Consider the following 17,337-nt stretch of genomic DNA (forward strand, 5'->3'; position numbering starts at 1 on the left):
GCAGTTCAGAGCAGCCACTCCCAGAAACGTGCGCCGAACTCGTGCACGCGCTCGCCGAACGGGCGCTGGCGCCAGGTGGCCAGGTCGATCGGGGTGGCGCGGGCGGCGTCGCGGTCGAGCATGGCGTCCACCGCCGCCGCCGTACCGCGGCCGAGGATGATGGCGTCAATCTCGTTGTTCAGCGCGGCGCTGCGCCGGTCGAGGTTGGACGAGCCGATGGCCAGCCACACCCCATCCACCACCGCAACCTTGGAGTGCAGCACGGCGCCCTTGGTCTCGTAGATGCGCACCCCGGCCTCCAGCAGGTCGCCATAGGCGGCGCGGCCGACGGCCAGCGCATCCGCGGAATCGCTGTGGCCCGGCAGGATGAGGCGCACGCGCACGCCGCGGCGGGCAGCGCGGGCGAGCTCCTCGCGCTGCTGGTGGGTCGGCACGAAATAGCCGGTGCTCAGGCCTATGTCGTCGCGGGCGGCGCGGATCGCGGTGAGCAGCGAGAGGTAATAGAGCGGCCGGTCCTCGCCGGGCTCGCTGCCGATGATGCGGATGGAGTGGTCGCCCTGGGCGGGGACCTTCGGGAACCAGTCGCGCTGCGGCAAGGGGGCGCCCTTCTGCTGTGCCCAGGTGTCCATGAACAGGCGCTGCAGCTCAGCCACCGCGGGCCCGTCGATGCGGGCGTCGGTGTCGTGCCAATAGGCCTCGGCGGTGTCGTCGGCATCGCCCGATCCGGCCGGGTTCTCGTAGACATGATCGAGGTTGATCCCGCCGACGAAGGCGGTGCGCCCGTCGATGACCATGATCTTGCGATGGTCGCGCCTGTTCGGGTTGGTCAGCCGCCCGACCTCCAGCGGGTGCAGCGGGCTGAAGGCGGTGAGACGCGCGCCAGCCTGGCGGAGCCGGTCCAGGAAGCTCGTCGGTGTGTCGCGGGAGCCGTAGCTGTCGTAGATGACGTTCACGGCCACGCCCTGGCGCATCCGCTCGGTCAGCAGATCGCCGAGGGTCTGCCCGCCCACGCGCACGTCGTCGAAAGTGTAATATTCCAGGTTTATATGGTCGCGCGCAGCCGCCATGGCCGCGAACATGGCCGGCAGGGTCTGGGCGCCGTCATGCAGCAAGGCAACGCGGTTGCCGGGCAGCAGCGGCGTCTTGTCCAGCGCCTGTTGCAACGCAAGCTGCTGCTGCAGCGCGTCGGGCGGCGCGGCGGCGGGGTCAAGCGCCACACGTGGCTCGGCCACGCACCCCGCCAGCAACAGCGTGAGAACGATCCGTCGGACGACCATCGGTACAATGCCCCGCCTCGTCTTGTGTCACCCTCGCCAAGCTCGGACCGTCGTGACCAGCGTGCAAGATGCGGCCGGTTCCGGGCCATGCGGTCCGGCGCATCGGTGCGGTCATGGCCTGCGCCTGCACCGATGAGCTAGGCTCGCCACGGTCATGCGACGCATGGCGCCCCCGATGGCTCGTATGTGGAGGTTCCCATGCCCGACTACGACGCGATCATCATCGGCACCGGCCAGGCCGGACCGTCCCTGGCCATGCGGCTGGCGGGCGCCGGCATGCGGGTCGCCATCGTCGAACGCAAGCTGATCGGCGGCACCTGCATCAACACCGGTTGCACCCCGACCAAGACCCTGGTGGCAAGCGCCTACGCCGCCCAGATGGCGCGCCGCGCCGCGGAATACGGCGTGATGGTCGGCGGCGATGTGGGCGTCGACATGCAGAGGGTGAAGGCGCGCAAGGATGCGGTCGTGGCGCAATGGCGGCAGGGCCTCGGCGCCAGCCTGCAAGGGACGGCGAACTGCACGCTGTATTCGGCTCATGCCCGCTTCGTGTCGCCTCGCGAAGTCAGCGTCGGGACGGAACTGCTGCGCGCCGAACGGATCTTCATCAATGTCGGGGGCCGCGCCTTCGTGCCGCCGATGGCCGGCCTGGATCACGTGCGGTTTCTGACCAATTCCTCGATGATGGAACTTGCCGAGTTGCCGCGGCATCTGGTGATCGTGGGCGGCAGCTATATCGGCCTCGAATTCGGCCAGATGTACCGGCGCTTCGGCAGCGAGGTCACGATCGTCGAGATGGGGAAGCGGCTGATCCAGCGCGAGGACGAGGATGTCTCGCTGGCGATACAGGACATCCTCGCGCGCGAAGGCATCGCCGTGCGGACGAACGCGACGTGCATCAGCGTGGCCCGGCAGAGCGATGAGGTCGCCGTGCAGGTGGATTGTACGAGCGGCGCGCCCGAGATCCGTGGCTCGCATCTGCTGCTCGCCGTCGGGCGCCGGCCGAATACCGACGATCTCGGCCTCGACGACATCGGCGTTGCGCGGGACGGACACGGCTACATCACGGTCGACGAGCAGCTGCGCACGAACGTGCCGGGCATCTGGGCGCTGGGCGACTGCAACGGCAAGGGCGCCTTCACCCACACCGCCTATAACGACTTCGAGATCGTGGCCGCGAACTTGCTGGACAACGACCCGCGGCGGCTGACGGACCGGATTGCGGCCTATGCTCTCTATATCGATCCGCCGCTCGGCAGGGCCGGCATGACCGAGGCGCAGGCGCGCCAGGCGGGGCGGCGCGTGCTGGTTGGCAAGCGGCCGATGACGCGGGTGGCCCGCGCCGTCGAACGCGGCGAGACGCAGGGCTTCATGAAGGTCCTGGTCGATGGCGACACGAGGGAGATCCTGGGCGCGGCCATCCTGGGCCCGGGCGGCGACGAGGTGGTCCATTGCGTGCTCGATCTCATGTACGCGAAGGCGCCGTACACGGTGATGCAGCGCGCGATGCACATTCATCCCACGGTGGCGGAACTGCTGCCGACGATCCTCGGCGAGCTCAAGCCTCTCTGACCGGGCCTTTCCAACGCGTCCACGGAGGATATGCTGCCCGGCCGAACGAAGGGGAACAACCGCATGCCGATCGCTACCGACGCCTGGGTCCGTATCAGCGCCGCCACGTCGCCGAGCTTCTCGAAGGACGGGCGGACGCTATTCCATCTGCGTGGCGCGGGGCTGCCGCAGGTCTGGGCGATGGATGCCGATGGCAGCAATCCGCGGCAATTGAGTTTCCATGATGAGAAAGTCGCCTTCCTGCGCCGTTGCCCGGCCGATGACCGGCTGATCTGGGGCGTCGATGCCGGCGGCGACGAGCGCCAGCAATTCGTGCTGCTGGCGCCCGGCAGCGAACCCCTGCAGATCACCGACGCGCCGGACGTGATCCATGATTTCGGGGCGTGGTCGGTCGATGGCGCGCGCATCGCGTTCGCCTGCAACGATCGCGACGAGCGTTTCCACGACATCTGCCTGATGGAGCTTGCCACCGGCGCCCGCGTGCGGCTGCTGGAGGGGCCGGGCATCCTGACGGTGCCGAGCTGGAGCCCGGACGGCACGCGGCTGGCGGTGATCGAGGACCACAGCAGCACCGACCAGCGCCTGTGGATTCTGGATGTCGTGACCGGGGCGGCGACGCTGGTGCAGCGCCCCTCCCCTGCCCGCTATGCCTCGGTGCGCTGGACCGGCGACGGGACGGCGCTAAACGGGCTGACAGACCAGGACGCCGCGTTCATGCGGCTGTGCCGGATCGATCCGGCCACCGGTGCCGCGACGGCGATCTACGCCCCGGAGGGCCGTGACGTGGAGGCGTGGTCGCTGTCGCCGGACGGCAAGACGCTGGCCACGATCGAGAACGACCGCGGCTATGCCGTGCTGCGCGTGGGCGAGCTGGGCACCGACCGACCGGCCGTGGGCGGGCTGCCGGTGGGCATCGTCGCCGACCTGTCCTGGTCGCCGGACAGCGTGCGCCTGGCCTTCACCGCCCAGGGGCCGGGCGCGCCGCCGGGCATCTGGCTGTGGCAGGCCGGCATCGTCCGGCCACTCGTGCGCCCGGACCCGTTGGCAGAGGCCGGCATCGATCCCGCGACCTTCATCGAGCCCCGGCTGGTGGAATGGACCAGCTTCGACGGCACGCGCATCCCCGGCTGGTTCGCGCTGCCACACGGCCCGGCGCCGGCGGGCGGGTTCCCCTCGGTGGTGTGGGTGCATGGCGGCCCGGCGTCGCAGACGCGGGCGAATTTCCGCGCCGACATCCAGATGCTGCTGTCGCAGGGCTTCGCGGTGCTGATGCCGAACATCCGCGGCAGCACCGGCTATGGCCGCGCCTATCTGGAAGCCGACGAGGTGGGGAAGCGGCCGGACGCCATGGCCGACCTCGCGGCCGGGCGGGCGTGGCTGGCGGCACAGCCGAGCATCGACCCGGAGCGCATCGGCATCATGGGCCAGTCCTATGGCGGCTGGGTGGTGCTGGCGGCGGTGACGCTGCAGCCGGAGTTGTGGAAGGCCGCGGTGAACTACTACGGAATCGCCGATTTCGTGACGCTGCTGGAGCGCACCGGGCCCTGGCGGCGCGACCATCGCGCCCGCGAATACGGCTTCCCCGGCACCGACGACGCGCTGTTCCGCAGGATCTCGCCGATCCATCACGTGGATCGCGTGGTGGCGCCGGTGCTGGTGCTGCATGGCGACCGCGATCCGCGCGTACCCATGCACGAGAGCGACCAGATCGTGCAGGCGCTGGAGCAGCGGCAGAAGCAGGTGCGCTACGAGCGCTTCACCTATGCCGGCCACGGCTTCATCCGGCCGGACCACCGCGTTCGCGTCTACGCCGCCGTCGCCGATCATTTCGTGACCCATCTGTAAGGACGCGTGCCATGCAATCCTTCCCCAGAAGCCATCGCCCGCTGATCATGGGCCGCCGTGGCGCGGTCGGGGCCAACCATCCGATGGCGACCCAGGCGGGGCTGGACATCCTGCGCGCCGGCGGCAATGCCATCGACGCGTCGGTGGCGGTTTCGCTCGCGCTCGGCGTGGTCGAGCCGATGATGTCCGGGCTGGGCGGCGACGGGTTCTATCACGTGTTCATGGGCGGTAGCGGCGAGGCGGAGGTGTTCAACGGCACCGGCGCCGCGCCGCTGGCGGCCACGCCCGAGCGGTTCAGCGGCGGCATCGAGACGGTGGGGAAGCTGAGCGTGTCGGTGCCGGGCTCTCTCGCCGGCATCGCGGCGATGCATGCGGCGCACGGGCGCCTGCCCTGGGCGACGCTGGCCGAGCCCGCGATCGCGCTGGCGCGGGGCGGCTTCGCGGCCACGCACAACTACTGCTACTTCGCCACCGAGAACGAGGCCCGCCTGGCCGCCGATGCCCGCAGCGCGCGGGTGTTCCTGGGCAAGGAACTGGCCGGCTTGGTGCTGCAGCCGGACCTTGCACGCACGCTGGAGGAGATCGCCGCGGACGGAGCGGAGAGCTTCTATCGCGGGCGGCTGGCCGCGCGGCTGGCCAAGGGGCTGCAGGAGGCGGGATCGCTGATCACCGCCGCCGACCTCGCGGCCTGCAGGGCCGAGGTGCAGGCGCCGATCGGCATCACCTATCGCGGCTGGGAGGTGCGCCAGTCCGGGCCGAACTCCACCGGCTTCACGATGCTGGAGATGCTGAAGATCGTCGAGCGGTTCGACCTGCAGAGCCTGTCGCCGGCCGAGCGCGTGCACGTGCTGGTGGAAGCCAAGAAGCGCGCCTTCCTGGACCGCGAGACCTACGGCGCCGATCCGCATTTCGCGACAATCCCGCTCGACCGGCTGCTGTCGGATGCGTACGCGGACCAGCTGGCCGCCGGGATCGATATGGGCCGCGCCGCCGACATCCCGCTGGAGGCGGCAGCGGCGGTGGGCGACACCACCTATTTCTGCGTGGTCGATGGCGAAGGCAATGCGGTGTCGGGCATCCAGAGCATCAACTCCGCCTTCGGTTCCGGCGTGACCGCGGGAGATACCGGGGTGCTGATGAACAACCGCATGGCCTATTGGCACCTGGCGCCCGGGCACGCCAACCGGTTGCAGCCGGGCAAGCGGGTGCGCCACACCATGAACGCGCCGATGGTGCTGAAGGACGGCAAGCTGTGGGGCGTGCTGGGAACGCCCGGGGCGGACAACCAGGTGCAGGTGAACCTGCAGGTGTTGACGGCGATGCTGGATTTCGGCGCCGATCCGCAGACGGCGCTGGAGTTGCCGCGCTGGACCAGCAGCCAGCCCGGCCAGGGTGCCAACTGGCCGCATGACGGCGACCACGCGCTGACCATCGAGAGCGATTTCGGCGACGACCTGCTGGCCGAGCTGGAACGCCGCGGCCACGTGCTGAAGCGCGTCGGCCATCTGGAGGGCCCATGCGCGATGCAGGCAATCCGGGTGATGCCGAATGGCGTGCGGATGGCCGGTTCCGATCCGCGGCGGGACGGCTGGGCGGGCGCCTACTGAGCGTTCAGCGTGGCCGGCGCCTCGCGCGGGGCGCCGGTCAACGGAAGCATTGCAGGAAAATGGTCGAGGGATCGGCCACCTGGCCGATTTCGGCGGTGCGGCGGTCGGGACCCGCGCTGGCGGACAGGCGGGGGCGCACGCCGTTCTCGGCCAGGAAGCTCACGGCCTCGCTGCCCTTCACCGCGAAGTTGACGTTCTGCGGAATGTCGCCGCCGGTCATCTGCGCGATGCGGGCGGCGTTGAGTTTCGAGGTAACGACGCCGACGACATTGCCCTGGGCGTCGAGCAGTGGTCCGCCGGAATTGCCGGGCTGCACCGGGGCGCTGATCTGGAAATGCAGGGGATTGTCGCGCAGGCCCGCCAGCGCGCTGATGTCGCCCGATGTCAGCGTCGGGCCCGAGGACAGCAGCCCGGCCAGCGGGAACCCATAGGTCACGACCGTATCGCCGCGCCGCACCGGCGGGCTCTCGCGAAACGCCAGCGGCGGACCGAAGCCGGCGGGGACCGACAGCAGGGCGAGATCGCGGCGCGGATCGGTCGCGTCGATCCGTGCCGGCGCGGTCCGGTTGGCGGCGTTGCGAGCGACCACGCGGCTGCAGCCATGGACCACATGGGCGTTGGTCAGTGCCCGGCCGTCGGCCACGACGAAGCCGGTTCCGGTGGCGGCGGGGCGCGCCGTGGTGCGCGGCGCAAGCGCCGGCCTTGGCGCCGCGGGGACCTCGTCGGCGCCCAGCGGCGGCGGCTTGGCCGCGAGCGCAGGCGACGCGATCAGCAAAGACAGCAACAGCAGGTGGCGCATGCGCCGACCATGCGGCAGCGGCCCTCGGCGCGTCAACGCACCGCTGCCGGCTTGCGGCCCCGCGCGCCGGCGCGCAGACTCCGCAGGCAATCGGGGGGTATGCATGCAGGGACTGTTCATCGACGCGGGTGACGAGCTGGCGGACGTTTTCGACAAGGTGAAGCTCGCGGACGACCCGCCGGTGGCGGTGAACCGGCAGGAACTGGTGACCGCGCCGGAGCTGCCGGGGCTGCTCGGCGGCTACGACTTCGTGCTGAACGACCACAGCCACATGCCCACCGACATGATGCGCCAGTGCAAGCGGCTGAAGCACGTGATCTTCCTTGGCACCGGCGCGCGCAGCTACATGAGCCCCGAGGAGCTCGCCGAGCTCGGCATCACCGTTCACATCATCAAGGGCTATGGCGACATCGCCGTGGCCGAGCACGCGATTGCGTTGATGTGGGCGGCCGCGCGTGGGCTGGCACTGATGGACCGCGGTGTGCGCGCCGGCGGCTGGCCGCGGACCGAGGGCATGCAGCTCACCGGCAAGACCATCGGGCTGTTGGGATTCGGGGGCATCGCCGGCGAAGTGGCGCGTATCGCCGGCGGCTCCGGCATGCGGGTGCTGGCCTGGAACCGCACGCCGAAGACCGCCCCTGGAGTCGCCTTTGTCGATCTGGACACGCTGTTGGCCGAGAGCCACGTGTTGAGCGTGCATCTGCTGCTGAACGACGAGACACGCGGTTTCCTCGGCGCTGATCGCCTGGCGAAGCTGCGTCCGGGCGTCATCCTCGTGAACACTGCGCGCGGCGCCGTGGTGGACGAGGCCGCGATGATCGCGGCGCTGCGGGAGGGAAGGATCGGCCACGCGGCGCTCGATGTGTTCAACGAAGAGCCGCTGCCGGCAGGGCATCCATTGACGATGCTGGACAGCGTTACCCTGTCCGCGCACAGCGCGTTCCGGACGCCGGAGGCGAGTGAGACCCTGCTGCGCCGGGCACTGGACATTGCGCGGCGGGTGTCAGGGGTGGGGTGACGCGACGACAAGGCCGGGGGCTCCAGACGCCTCCGGTCATTTGAGGGTTATCCGCTGCGCCGCTTGCGCGATGACAACGGAGCCCTGGCCTTCCTCTCGACAGGCGCCCGCCTGGCGGAACGGTAGACGCAGCGGACTTAAAATCCGCAGCCGAAAGGCGTGGGGGTTCGAGTCCCCCGGCGGGCATTCCATTGAAATAATGGAAGGATAATCCACTCAGAACGGTTCAGTTTTCCGGGCCCAGCTCACGTTTCGCCCTCGTGCGGCTTGATCCTGAACCACGCGACATACAAGGCCGGCAGGAATATGAGCGTAAGGGCGGTCGCGACCAGAAGCCCGCCCATGACCGCAAAGGCCATCGGTCCCCAGAAAATCGTGACCGCAATGGGAATCATGCCCAGCACCGTGGAAATGGCAGTGAGCGTGATCGGGCGAAAACGTGAGACGGATGCTTCGATGACCGCGTCCCAGGGTGGCACGCCTTGTGCCCGCTCCGCCTCCACCTGTTCGATCAGGATGACTGCGTTCCGGGCTATCATCCCGAACAGGGAGAGAATGCCCAGGATGGCCACAAAGCCGAGCGGCCGGTCAAAAAGCAGAAGCGACGCGATCACCCCTATGAGCCCGAGAGGAACGACGCTCAGCACGAGAAACAGCCGGTTGAAGCTCTGGAGCTGGACCATCAGGAAAGTGATCATCAGGAACAGCATCAGTGGGATCACGGCGAACACGGACGCTCGCGATTTCTCGCTCTCCTCGACCGTGCCGCCGAGGTCGATCCGATATGGCGCCGGCAGGCTCGCGTTCAGCTTCTCCACCGCCGGCGCGAGTGCCGCGACAACGCCTTCCGGCAGGGCGCCGGGGGCCACATCGGCCTGCACCGTCAAGGTCGGAACACGATCCCGCCGCCAAATCAGGGGGTACTCCTGCTCGAAATCGAAGCTGGCGAACTGGCTGAGCGGAACAGTACGCCCTCCGGGTAGCGGAACCTGCAGGGTGCGAAGTGTGGCGAGCGAGACGCGCTGCTCGTCCGTCGCCCGCGCGACGACGTCGACCAGGTAGATATCGTCACGCACCTGGGTAACCGGCACGCCCGTGACCACGGTGTTCATGACGGAAGCAAGCGCCTGCGAGCTGAGGCCCAGGAGCCGCGCCTGGTCCTGGTCGATCCGAACGCGGACCATTCTCGCCGGTTCCATCCAGTCGAAGTTCACGCGTCTCGCATCGGCATTCGTCGCGACCAGTGTCGCCAGCTGAAGCGCGATCTCGCGTACCTGGGTGATATCCGGCCCGATGACGCGGTACTGCACCGGCCACCCTACCGGCGGACCGAGGCCGAGCGGCGATACGCGACCGACCGCACCTGGGAACTGCTCTGCGAGCGCCCGTTCCAGTTTCGCTTCCAGACGTTCCCGGGCGCGCACGTCCTTGGCGACAACCACAGCTTGTGTGAAGAAGTCGTTCGGCAACTCGACGGACAGCGGCAGATAGAACCTGATGGCGCCGCGCCCGATATAGGTGCTCCAGCGCGCCACGTCGGGGTCGTTGCGCAGGATCCCGTCCAGCCGAACGGCAGCCTGTTCGCTGGCATAGATGGACGCGTTTTGCGGCAGCCTGAGGTCCACCAGAAGATCGGGCCGGTCCGATGCCGGGAAGAACTGCCGCGGCACCAGCGGCAGCGCCAGGATGGCCGCTACGAAGCAGGCAAGCGTGATCCCGATGGTGATCCAGCGCAACCGCATGGCCCCCACCAGGACCGAGCGGAACGCAGTCATGAGCCGGCCAGGCTCGCCCAACGGCTTGGGCTTCAGCAGCGCCACGCCAAGCAGGGGCATGAAGACAACGGCAACGAGCCAGGAGACGATCAGCGTGATGCCGACGACGGCGAAGATGGAAAACGTGTATTCGCCCGCCGAGCTCCTCGCGAACCCGATCGGAACGAAGCCCGCGGCGGTGACGAAACTCCCGGTCAGCATGGCGAAGGCGAGGGTACGGTAGGCGAAAGTGGCCGCCGCCTCCTTGCTGTCGCCCAGGGAGAGCCGGGTGGTCATGACGTCGATCGTGGTCATTGCGTCGTCGACGAGCAGCGCCAGGGCGATGATCAGCGCGCCCAGTGAGATGCGCTGCAAGTCGATCCCGAAGAACTCCATGATCGGGAAGGTGATGGCGAGCGTGAGCGGGATGGAGAGCGCGACGACGGTGCCCGCCCGGACTCCGAGGCTGATGAAGCTCACCGCCATGATGATAGCAATCGCCTGCCACAGCGACTCGGTGAACTCGCTGATGGCCTCGTCGACAACGTCGGACTGGTTGGCAACCAGGATCGGCTCGATGCCGACCGGAAGGTCGGCGGTGATCTCGCGGACTGCGCGCTTGAGATTGCGGCCGAGGGCAAGGATGTCGCCCCCTTCCCGCATTGCGATGGCCAGGCCGATCGCCGGATGTCCGTTCACACGGAACAAAGGCTGCGGCGGATCCACGAAGCCGCGATGCACCTGGGCAATGTCGCGAAGGCGGATCAGGCGGCCGTTGGCGACGAAGTTGACGGCGAGAAGGTCCTGCTCGGAATTGAAGGCGCCGGTGACGCGCAGCAACAACCTTTCATTGCCGGTCAAGATCGTCCCGGCCGGGCTGACGATATTCTGCGCCTGCAGCGCCGAGAGCAGGGTCGCCCGGTCGATTCCGAGTGTCGCCAGCTCCTGGATCGAGAATTCCACGAAGATGCGCTCGTCCTGCGCCCCGAGGATCTCAATCTTCGACACGTCGGGCACCTGCAGAAGCCGGGAGCGTATGTCCTCCACCTTGTCGCGCAGCTCCCGATGGGTGAACCCATCGGCGACGAACCCGTAGATGATCCCAAACGTTTCGCCGAACTCGTCGTTGAAGCCGGGGCCGATCACACCCTGCGGCAGCGTATGGCGCATGTCGCCGATGCTTTTGCGGACGTGATACCAGATGTCCGGGACTTCGCGGGCCGTGGTCTCCTGCTTCAGGTTGACGAAAATGGTCGTCTGGCCTGGTGTCGTGTAGCTGCGCAGGAAGTCGAGGCTCGGGATCTCCTGAAGCGTGCGTTCCAGACGCTCGGTCACCTGGAGCAGTGTGTCGTTCAGGTTGGCTCCGGGCCAGGCGGCCTGCACAATCATCGTCTTGATCACAAAGGCAGGATCCTCGTTGCGCCCAAGGCGCGTGAACGAGGTGATGCCGGCAATGACCGCGACGATCATGCAATAGACCACGAACGGGCGGTGCCGAAGCGCCCAATCCGAAAGATTGAAGCCCACTACGACGGCCCCAGGAGGCGCACTTTCTGGCCGGGATGCAGCGCCTGTGCGCCGGCGGTCACCACGATGTCGCCAACGTCGAGTCCGTGGTCCACGACCACCATGCTCGGATCGAACCGCAGCACCTCGACATTCCTCAGCGAAACGGTGAGCGCTGACGGGTCGACGATCCACACGGCAGGCTGATTGTTGGACGCGGTCAGCGCGCTTGCGGGAACTGCAATGACCGGTGTGGATTCCAGCTCGACGCTGCCATTGACCGTCGAACCGAGGCGCATGACCGCCGGAGGATCAGTCAGGCCGACCCGTACCAGGAAGGTCCGTGTGACGGGGTCGGCCTGCGGCGCGACCTCTCGTACCCGCCCGGTCGCGTTGACGCTGGGGTCATCGGCCAGCGTGACCGCAATCGTCGGGTTGGCTGGCACGGAACGCAGCAACTGCGCAGGCACATCGAAAACCGCATCGCGTCCGCCCTCGCGGGCGACCTGGAGGATCATCTGCCCTGCCTGCACCACCTCACCTGGCTCCGCGCCCCGTGCCGTCACCGTCCCCGGGGCGTCTGCCATCAGAATCGTGTGGCCGACACGATCGCCGGCAATCTTGAGTTGCGCTTCCGCATCATCGACCTGCGATTGCGCGGTGCTCAGCGCTCGCTCGGCGATCTCGTATTGCCTGCGGGGCGTATGGCCCTGCGCCAGCAGCGTCCTCTGGCGCTCATATTCCGCCCGGGCCTGACGTAGCGCAGCGCGCGCCGCCGCGATGGCAGCGTCCGCCGAACGAAAGGCATTCACCTCGTCCTGCGGGTCCAGCTTCGCCAGCACCTGTCCCGCTTCGACACGATCGCCGACATTGACACGCCGTTCGATCATCCGCCCGCTGATCCGAAAGGCCATCGATGCTTCGTCCTCGGCCTGGATGTGCCCCGTAAGCACGATGGACTCGCCTGTATCGGTCTTCGTGGTGGTCACGGTCCGGACGGGCCGAGGGATTGGGGCGTCGACAGTGGTGGCGGGTTTGCACGCCGCCAGCCCAATCAAGGCGCCCAGGAAGCACAATGTGATCGTGATCGGACTATGTTGTCTCAAGGGCATCTCTCAGGCCGGACGCGGCGTCCGCCGGGCCCGGCGGTTCGCAAGGGCGATCGCGACATAGGCACAGCCGCCAACCAGCAACGCGACCCCGGCCATGGTCCCGGGTGTATAGAAACTCGTGTAGCGTAATTTCATCGTCATCGCTGCGCAGACACCCAAGGCGACCAGCCCTGCGATGAGCAGCCAGCCCCATCCGGACTGCGGCTTCACCCGGAAGGCGAGCGCGATCTGCATGACGCCCTGAATCAGGAAGACAATGCCGATCAACAGCGTGACCGCAAGCGCGCCCTTCAGCGGATTGAGATAGATCAGGATCCCGCCCACCACCTCAACCGCCCCGATCAGGAGATGCCAGGTGGACCCCGCCCATTCCTTGACCTGCAGTGCCTCGATTATTTTCACGACGCCGGCGATGGAGAGCACGACGCCGAGCACGGAGCTGACCGCAATGGTGGAGAGGACGGGCAGCATCACGGCCAGTACGCCGCACAGGATCAGGACGACGCCGAGCAGCAGAAACCAGGGCCATTTGCTCAATAGCAACTCGTGTGAGTCCCGGATCTGCATGGCGACGCAGGAGCACCCGTCAGGTTGCAGATGAACTGTTTCGCACCTACCGGCTGCCGGCCAGTGCATTATGTTATCCTACCACGACGGCGACGCAGGCCGCCGCTCCGATCGCTCCGTATATCGGCCTCATCGCACTGCAAATCTCCGTGTGCGCCTGATATTCGACACGCCGCCTGCCGGCGCTCCGCTACGGCCCCATGATCCACGTACCTACTTTTGGTCCGGTCGGTTCGCAGCGTTCGCGGCGGCGGACGTGGGTAGAGAATTCCAGAACTATGCCGAGATGTACAAGGAGGAAGCTGATTAAGGTCATCGGCATGAACAGCACCGGGATGCCGTTCGACGTGGCGACCGCCGGTATAATCGGAAAGCTGCACAGAACCGTGCAAGGCAGCTTGACGTTTGTCTGCGTGAACGAAGATGAGATACCGCCCGCCATGTCGGTGGGCCGGCGGTGGTGGTGTGTATCGTGCTGCTGCGCTTCTCGCTGCGTGAACCATACTCAGCCTTGCGGCGGGCAATAGAGTGGGCCGTTCGTCCTTGCCCCTCGCCAGCATGTCTCCCTCGCCATGAAAAAGAGAATCAACTCAATGCCGATCTGGTAGCGAATGCCCGCCGCCTGCTAGTACAACTCGCCCCGTACCAAACGTCCCGAACAGCCGGCCTTCTACGCCGAATCACAGGCAAAGCCCGATAACAGGCTGGTTTCCCGCTTGCCGGAGCCCACGGGGACTGACGACCATGCAAGCGACGACGCGGCGTCGATCGTCTGCAGCAACACGGAGGACGTCATCGCATGACGGCGGACCGCGGCCTCAAGACCATGGTCGGTCTGCTCATGGTCGTGGCCCTGGCGGCTGCGCTCCACCAGGCAAGTTCGGTCTTCGCCCCGGTGGCGTTTGCCCTCTTGATCATTGCCCTCGTATGGCCGTTGCACCGCTGGCTTCAGTCCTGGCTGCCGAAGCTGCTCGCGCTTGCCGTCAGCGTTGCCGTTATCGTGTCCGTCTTCCTCGCCTTCGGTTCCCTGATCGTCTGGGGGTTTGGGCGGGTGGGGCGATGGCTTGTCGGCAACTCGGCACAGTTCCAAGCTGTTTATGACCAGGTCATGGCATGGCTCGAAGGGCACGGCGTCGCCGTTGCCGCCCCGTGGGCCGAACATTTCAACGTCGGGTGGCTGATGCGCGCGGCGCAGGAGATCACGGGCCGCGTCAACACCGCAACGAGCTTCTGGCTCGTTGTCCTCGTCTACGTGCTCATCGGTCTCGCCGAGGTAGACGATATGGCGCGGAGGATCCGCGCCATCGAGAGTCCGATAGACGCACGGGTCCTGATGGATGGGGCCACGCAGACGGCAATCAAGCTTCGCAAGTATATGCTGGTAAGGACTGTGATGAGCGTCATCACAGGTGTACTCGTCTGGCTCTTTGCCCGGCTGACCGGGCTCCAGTTCGCCGCCGAATGGGGCGTCATCGCGTTCGCCCTGAACTATATCCCGTTCATCGGTCCCTTCTTCGCTACCGTCCTTCCGACTCTTTTCGCCATCGCGCAGTTCGAGACGTGGCAGGACGCGCTGGGGATCTTTCTGTGCCTCAACGCCATCCAATTCCTGGTCGGCAGCTATATCGAACCCCGGGTCGCCGGTCGGGTGCTTTCGATCTCGCCCTTCGTCGTGTTGTTCGCGGTATTGCTGTGGGCCTTCCTGTGGGGACTGTTCGGCGCCTTCATCGGCGTGCCGATCGTCATCGCCGTGATCACTTTCTGCGCGCAGCATCCTTCGAGCCGCTGGCTGGCTGGCCTGCTCGGCGGCTCTCCCCGCGCATCGACGGAGACCGGCGGATAGACTCAGCGCGCGGCGGGAGCGCCCGGAATTGTGATCCGTTCCGCCGCAGACAGGCACAGCAGCCCATCGGCGCCGGCCGCGAAGGAGTGGACGTGGAAGTGGCTCTCCGCGTCACCAACAGCGCCCATGACGGGTGACGGCGCCGAGATGATACGCAGATCGCCGCAGCCGCCGATCCAGTCGATGTGCCGATGACCGTGCATCGCCACGACGCGCCTGCCGAGCGGCCGGAACTGGCGCACGAACCACGTCCCGTTGATCAGCGCCGTGCCGATTCGCTCCGAAAAGGCCTTTGCGGGCTTCGGATATTCCACGAGGTGGTGGTGGAGCGCCACGATCCAACATGCGCGGGGAAACTGGTGGATCACGGCTGCGACGGCGCGCGCCTGCTCGACTGGAATCAGGCCAAGGGCGTTGGTGAACGAGAAATGGGTCTCGGCGTTCGAATTGAGCAGGAGAGTGCCAAGCCCGTCCTCGGCCTCGGGCGGCAGTACCATCGGGAAGGCCGCGTCCCAGACACGCCGCAACCTGATGGCGTGCCGGAGGCCGCCGGCGTCAGCAAAGGCGACGATTTCCTGACGATGCGGCGCAAGCGCCTCCGACAGCGTCTTCCCGAGGCGACCAGTGGCGGGATCGACGAGACGGACCCTCTCGCCCTGCACTTCCGCGATTGCCGAAAGCGCCCGCATCTGGCGCAGCCGCTTGCCCGGGCTCCCCGGCAGGTCGAGCCTCGCGGGATTTGCCTTGTCCACGACGTTGACATCGTGGTTACCGGGCAGGATCAGCATCCGCTTGGCGAGGAGCGGATACCGGGCGACAATGTCCAGGAACTCCGCCCATTCCGCCGGTCGGCCTGAATCGGTCATGTCTCCGGTAACCAGGACGAGATCGAGCGGTGCCACAGCATGCACTTCCGCCAGCCGCGACATGGCACGTTCCAGCCGGTCGTTGCCCCGAGGGCCGGCGCGCCCGCTCTCGATCCGGAAGCCGTAGCGCTCGCCGACCACATGAAGGTCCGAAAGATGCGCGATCCGCCACTGGCGACCGCCCGGCGGCGGCGGATCGAAGGCCACGAGGTCGAAGGCCTGGTCCATGGAGGCGTCTGCCAGCCCCCAGGCGAGTGCGGCCCCCGCCAGATAAGCGCCCATGAGAACGACCGCATTTGCCAACGCGGGGACCACGAGCCGATGCGGCGCCACGATGTCTGCGGCCTGTCCGATCCATCGTGTGTGCGGCCAGGCAAATGCGACCGCCAACAGGGCGATGCCGCACGCGATGACGCCAGCTGCGAGGGACGCGGCGGCGCGCAGGCGCGCCCGGCGTGCGGCCTCTGCCGTCTGCGACACATGAAAGTCCATCAAGTGCCGCAGCCCCTCACGGCACAGTGCATAGAGGGGCTGCACGGCGAGCGCGTTGAGCGCCCAGAAGTTACGCTCGCCCGCACGCAAGGCGGGCCGGCCCCCGATCCAGCCCGCCGCAAGAATCGCAAGGACAAGTAGAAACGACCAGATACCGACGAACAGGTCGTACGTCGTGCGCGGCAGCATCCCGATCCAGGCGGACGCGACGAGCGGAACAAGCCCAAGCACCACGCCGGGCACCAATACGAGAAGCGTGAACGCGACCGTGAGCTTCGGGATGCTGACTTCGGCGAGCAGGGTGCCGGCGATGGCAAGCAGGGAGCGTGCCTTGGTGCTCGACGCATCGTCGCCGATGTCGCCGCGGCGTGGATCGAGAAGCGGTGTCATCATGGGATACGCCGGCCGGACCCATCGGCATGGAAGCGATTTGATCCTGTCTCGATCGCGAGAGATCGCTCGTGATCCATCTCGTCAACGCCGTCAGTGTCCTGCAGCCGAGAATACATGCAGTACGACATCTCGCGAGTTTGGTGCTTGGGCGCGATATACGACCGTATACCGGCGTTCGGGCATGTTGCCAAAAACGGGGCATCACACCGTCTTCTTGCAGAATCGTCCTCGTCGGCATTTTGTGCGTGGACGGCTGCCCAGGGAAAATCGTCGAGCCCGAGCCCATCACCAACAGGACTGAGACCCGGCAATCCTTTGGAGACGCATCGAAACTCGGACGACTGTGCGCCAAAAGGGATTGGATCGCCACACTTGGCATCATCAATGTGATCATCGGGCTGATCGCGCTCGGCGGCGCCGCTGCGACAATGGTCGCGAGCATCTTCGTCGTTGGTGTCATGATGCCCTCGGCGCGAAGCGACGCGCGTAAGCGGTAGCGCCCCGAGTTCGCCATCCACCCTTCCGGTCTCAAAAAAGCAACCGCCATGCGCGGGGTTCACGTCACCGCTATCATCTTGTTCGCGGCCGAGATCGTTGTGGTCGACATTCAGAATCTTGATATCGTCGCGACGTCCTGCTTCGGACCCAATACCCGCGTCCCGCTCGCTCATATGACCGTGATCGTT

General features: G+C 66.9%; 13 protein-coding genes and 1 tRNA gene. 6 read left to right on the forward strand and 8 right to left on the reverse strand.

What is annotated here, in order from left to right:
• Nucleotides 1-5: 5 nt before the first annotated feature.
• Nucleotides 6-1,277 carry a phospholipase D-like domain-containing protein gene (locus OL599_RS02685; protein WP_264712049.1) on the reverse strand — a complete coding sequence of 424 codons (1,272 nt, stop codon included), beginning with the start codon at nucleotides 1,275-1,277 and terminating at the stop codon, nucleotides 6-8.
• A gap of 198 nt (nucleotides 1,278-1,475) precedes the next feature.
• On the opposite strand from OL599_RS02685, the gene OL599_RS02690 reads away from it, so the two are divergent.
• From OL599_RS02690 to ggt, 3 genes are all read left to right on the forward strand, one after another.
• A complete protein-coding gene (locus OL599_RS02690; protein WP_264712050.1) occupies nucleotides 1,476-2,849 on the forward strand; it encodes an FAD-containing oxidoreductase in 1,374 nt (457 codons plus the stop codon).
• A gap of 63 nt (nucleotides 2,850-2,912) precedes the next feature.
• Nucleotides 2,913-4,694, forward strand: a complete 1,782-nt coding sequence (locus OL599_RS02695; protein ID WP_264712051.1) for a S9 family peptidase — start codon at nucleotides 2,913-2,915, stop codon at nucleotides 4,692-4,694.
• Between the two features lie 11 nt (nucleotides 4,695-4,705).
• Nucleotides 4,706-6,301, forward strand: coding sequence for a gamma-glutamyltransferase (gene ggt / locus OL599_RS02700; RefSeq protein WP_264712052.1), 1,596 nt, complete (start codon nucleotides 4,706-4,708; stop codon nucleotides 6,299-6,301).
• A 37-nt stretch (nucleotides 6,302-6,338) separates the two neighbouring features.
• Here the strand turns inward: ggt and OL599_RS02705 are convergent, their stop codons facing one another.
• The gene (locus tag OL599_RS02705; RefSeq protein WP_264712053.1) at nucleotides 6,339-7,100 is read right to left on the reverse strand and encodes a S1C family serine protease; all 762 of its coding nucleotides are present in this window, start codon (nucleotides 7,098-7,100) and stop codon (nucleotides 6,339-6,341) included.
• 103 nt (nucleotides 7,101-7,203) lie between these two features.
• Between OL599_RS02705 and OL599_RS02710 the strand changes: the two genes are divergently transcribed.
• Entirely contained in the window at nucleotides 7,204-8,118 is a 915-nt protein-coding gene (locus OL599_RS02710; RefSeq protein ID WP_264712054.1) for an NAD(P)-dependent oxidoreductase, read from the forward strand.
• 105 nt (nucleotides 8,119-8,223) lie between these two features.
• Nucleotides 8,224-8,304: transfer RNA gene (locus tag OL599_RS02715), tRNA-Leu, on the forward strand.
• 59 nt (nucleotides 8,305-8,363) lie between these two features.
• Here OL599_RS02715 and OL599_RS02720 read toward each other — a convergent pair.
• The 4 genes from OL599_RS02720 to OL599_RS02735 form a co-directional block, all read right to left on the reverse strand.
• Complete coding sequence (locus tag OL599_RS02720; RefSeq protein WP_264712055.1) at nucleotides 8,364-11,399, reverse strand: efflux RND transporter permease subunit; 3,036 nt, start codon at nucleotides 11,397-11,399, stop codon at nucleotides 8,364-8,366.
• Entirely contained in the window at nucleotides 11,399-12,367 is a 969-nt protein-coding gene (locus OL599_RS02725) for an efflux RND transporter periplasmic adaptor subunit (protein WP_264712056.1), read from the reverse strand. Before OL599_RS02725 ends, OL599_RS02720 begins: the two co-directional genes overlap by 1 nt.
• Before the next feature lie 126 nt (nucleotides 12,368-12,493).
• A complete protein-coding gene (locus OL599_RS02730) occupies nucleotides 12,494-13,057 on the reverse strand; it encodes an HdeD family acid-resistance protein (protein WP_264712057.1) in 564 nt (187 codons plus the stop codon).
• A gap of 190 nt (nucleotides 13,058-13,247) precedes the next feature.
• A complete protein-coding gene (locus OL599_RS02735) occupies nucleotides 13,248-13,499 on the reverse strand; it encodes a hypothetical protein (protein ID WP_264712058.1) in 252 nt (83 codons plus the stop codon).
• 357 nt (nucleotides 13,500-13,856) lie between these two features.
• On the opposite strand from OL599_RS02735, the gene OL599_RS02740 reads away from it, so the two are divergent.
• Nucleotides 13,857-14,900 carry an AI-2E family transporter gene (locus OL599_RS02740; protein WP_264712059.1) on the forward strand — a complete coding sequence of 348 codons (1,044 nt, stop codon included), beginning with the start codon at nucleotides 13,857-13,859 and terminating at the stop codon, nucleotides 14,898-14,900.
• Between the two features lie 2 nt (nucleotides 14,901-14,902).
• Here the strand turns inward: OL599_RS02740 and OL599_RS02745 are convergent, their stop codons facing one another.
• Both OL599_RS02745 and OL599_RS02750 read right to left on the reverse strand, forming a co-directional pair.
• Nucleotides 14,903-16,651 (reverse strand): metallophosphoesterase family protein, encoded by a 1,749-nt coding sequence (locus tag OL599_RS02745; RefSeq protein ID WP_264712060.1) that lies wholly within the window; start codon nucleotides 16,649-16,651, stop codon nucleotides 14,903-14,905.
• Complete coding sequence (locus tag OL599_RS02750; protein ID WP_264712061.1) at nucleotides 16,648-17,322, reverse strand: hypothetical protein; 675 nt, start codon at nucleotides 17,320-17,322, stop codon at nucleotides 16,648-16,650. Before OL599_RS02750 ends, OL599_RS02745 begins: the two co-directional genes overlap by 4 nt.
• Nucleotides 17,323-17,337: the final 15 nt, after the last annotated feature.

This window comes from Limobrevibacterium gyesilva, from assembly GCF_025989185.1.
Lineage (GTDB): Bacteria > Pseudomonadota > Alphaproteobacteria > Acetobacterales > Acetobacteraceae > Limobrevibacterium > Limobrevibacterium gyesilva.